Origin of the sequence: Pseudoalteromonas prydzensis, assembly GCF_011050055.1 — a bacterium.
Lineage (GTDB): Bacteria > Pseudomonadota > Gammaproteobacteria > Enterobacterales > Alteromonadaceae > Pseudoalteromonas > Pseudoalteromonas prydzensis_A.
Map to the genome: position 1 here is coordinate 1 of NZ_DRGM01000017.1, position 2,657 is coordinate 2,657.

The 2,657-nt window shown below is 38.8% G+C and carries 3 protein-coding genes; all 3 read right to left on the minus strand.

Features of this window, described 5'->3' with window-relative positions:
* On the minus strand, positions 1 to 1,015 hold a 1,015-nt coding region (locus ENH88_RS01310; RefSeq protein ID WP_304178658.1), incomplete at its 3' end, for a SulP family inorganic anion transporter.
* 266 nt (positions 1,016 to 1,281) lie between these two features.
* Positions 1,282 to 2,073: a hypothetical protein gene (locus tag ENH88_RS01315; RefSeq protein ID WP_304178662.1), complete on the minus strand. Its 792-nt coding sequence runs from the start codon at positions 2,071 to 2,073 to the stop codon at positions 1,282 to 1,284.
* A gap of 310 nt (positions 2,074 to 2,383) precedes the next feature.
* The coding region (locus ENH88_RS01320; RefSeq protein ID WP_304178665.1) for a TonB-dependent receptor at positions 2,384 to 2,657 on the minus strand (274 nt) is incomplete at its 5' end.

A 2,657-nucleotide genomic window follows, 5' to 3' on the forward strand; every position in this document is an offset into this window, starting at 1 on the left:
CCGCAATAATGGCCGCTGCTATTATTGATACTAACTGCGTTTTACCACCCGTTGCATCGTTAACAGCGGTGCGTGAGTCGGCGCCACTAACTGCAAAACCTTGCGAAAGAGCTGACGCTATATTGGCAATACCTAGCGCTCTAAATTCCTTATCGGCGTCTATGTCGTAGCCATTTTTAGCAGCAAAGCTGCGGGCAGTTAGCATCATACTTACAAAGCTCACGATGGCTAAGTTAAGTGCGGGTACCACTAGCTCACGAATAATTCCTAAATCAAAAACAGGAGTATTAAAAACGGGAAGTCCGCCAGTTACGGTGCCAATAGTTTTTATATCAAGTTGTTTTAAATCAAAAATCCATACCAAAATCGCACCAAATGCAATGGCAAACATTGATGCCGGCCACGTGGGTTTTATGCGTTTCATGGCAAAGTAAACCGCCAATGTGAACAAGGCCATTAACAAGGTGGGAACATGTGTTTGCGCTAGGTATGTGGGTACACCACCTAGGCGTTCAAGTAGGTAGCGCTCGTCAAAGGTAAAACCGAATACTTTAGAAAATTGACCAACAATAATAGTGATGGCTACGCCATTTAATAAGCCCATTAAAATAGGTTTAGATAAAAAGTCTGCTAATACGCCTAGCTTAAATTTACTAGCTATAAAACACCAAAGGCCGGTCATAGCGGTCATGGTGACAACAAGTTGCCAATGTTTAAAGCTGTCACCTGCAGCAAGAGGGGTTACTACGGCTGCAATAACGGCGCAGGTGGCGGCATCAGGGCCAACTATTAGTTGTTTGGAAGTGCCAAAAAGAGCATATAGCATCATTGGCAGTATACAAGAATATAACCCTACGGCGGCGTTAACACCGGTTAGTTGTGCGTAAGCAATGGCAACAGGTAAAGCTACGGCAGCTACCGATAGCGCCGCTCTGACATCATCAGCAAACCATTGTCGCTCGTAGTGCAGCAATGTATCTAAACCCGGCATAAAATTATATAAACGCGACAGCACTGCAATTTTCCTGTTGGTGGTAACGCTTCGATAGTAAATTTAATAACAAAATAAGTATAGCTAGGACGGTGGTTATTTTAATAAATTGCAGGTGATTATTTATCAAGATATTAAATTTATAATTTGGCAGAAAAGTTAATTATAAAAGTTAATGCTCCTGAGGCGTTTGTCTTTTTAGTCAGATTATGTGCATGGTATTAATCTACTGATATCGAACGCCTCTGGAAATAACCAAATCTAAAATTTAGTTTTTAAATTTTTTAAGATTATTTAGCTCCACATGCCGGATATAACTCAAGTACTTCTGTTACTACTTGTGCAAATAAGGCTTGTTCTTGCTGTGTTAAATCTATAGCAGGTATAAATGGCATTGTGTCTGTTAATTCTGAGGTAATGATTTGATAAAAGGTCATCGCTGTAAGGACATTGCCTGCATAGGATGCGTGATTACCGTCGGCACTATGAAGGTTTATACTAGGCATTATTTCTAATACTCGATTCCATACAAAGCCAACAGGCGCTATGCAGCTAGGTTGTTTTTTACTGATTGATAAATGGAGGTCGTAAACCAGCTTTGCTTCTGTGGGATCCCCTTTTTGAGGATGCTCCGGAAATAAAATTGGTGTGATTTTATGCTCTTTTGCGTTCGAGATTAATCGCTCAGTTGCACTCGTAGGGTAGTCAGTCGAACCTGATTGTGAGTACTTTTGTCCTTGAAAAATAGCATGACTCCAATTATCACTTTTTAATTTATCGACATTCGCATCTACGGCGACTATTTCATCTAAAAATCGGCCACTGACAGTCATCGTTTTAACTGAAGTGTTAGGTAATTGCGCTGTAATAATCGTATTTAATAATCCCCCTAACTGCGAACTATGGCTATTTCCATAGATAATTATTTTGTAGTCATTTAGGGGACTGTTATTAATGATTGCTGTTGATTTTATTATTTCAGTATTTACAGCCACTTTTGTTTCACTTCCCCCAGAGCCACATGCTGTTAATAATAGTAATGATAATGTGATTGATATTGTTGTTATATATTTTAGAGACATTGTTAATCCTTTTTCGTACCAATTATGAGTACGGCATTTAGGATACTAGACACTTTATAACCAAGTCGCAAGGTTACTTGGTTTTGGTGGAATTTTTATGGTGTTTATGTTGTGCGCTAAAGGTGATGTGCAGGAGGTTGATATTGTTTACACGGTAGCTAAATTTTAGTTTGGAGTATTATTCAATGATAATTTTATTGCTTTAAATAAATATTCAGTTATAAAAATTGTGTTGTGTTTTAACAAAAGTGTCATTTTTTATAGACGTAAAAAAGCCTGCATAAAAGCAGGCTTTAGTTTCTAGGGAAAATTAAAATTTAGCACGAATACCAAAGCTGTAACGGCGATCCGCTTCAGTGTACTTCCAAGCACCACCTAGTTCAGATAGGTAGATAGAAGGCTCACCCGTTAAGTTAGTCGCATTACCTACTAAGGTCACGTTTTCGTTAATATCCCAGCTTGCAGAGAAATCTAACTGGCCTCTGTCGTCACGATAGTTATTACCGTAAACAGTGCCTTCTGCTGAAATACTGCCGTCTGAGTTAATATTTTCTACACGTTTCTCGTTTTCAGTATCTAAGAAA

Coding starts and splice junctions, on each gene's coding strand:
- ENH88_RS01315 (WP_304178662.1), bottom strand. CDS start 2,073: ATGTCTCTAAAATATATAACAACAATATCAATCACATTATCATTACTA.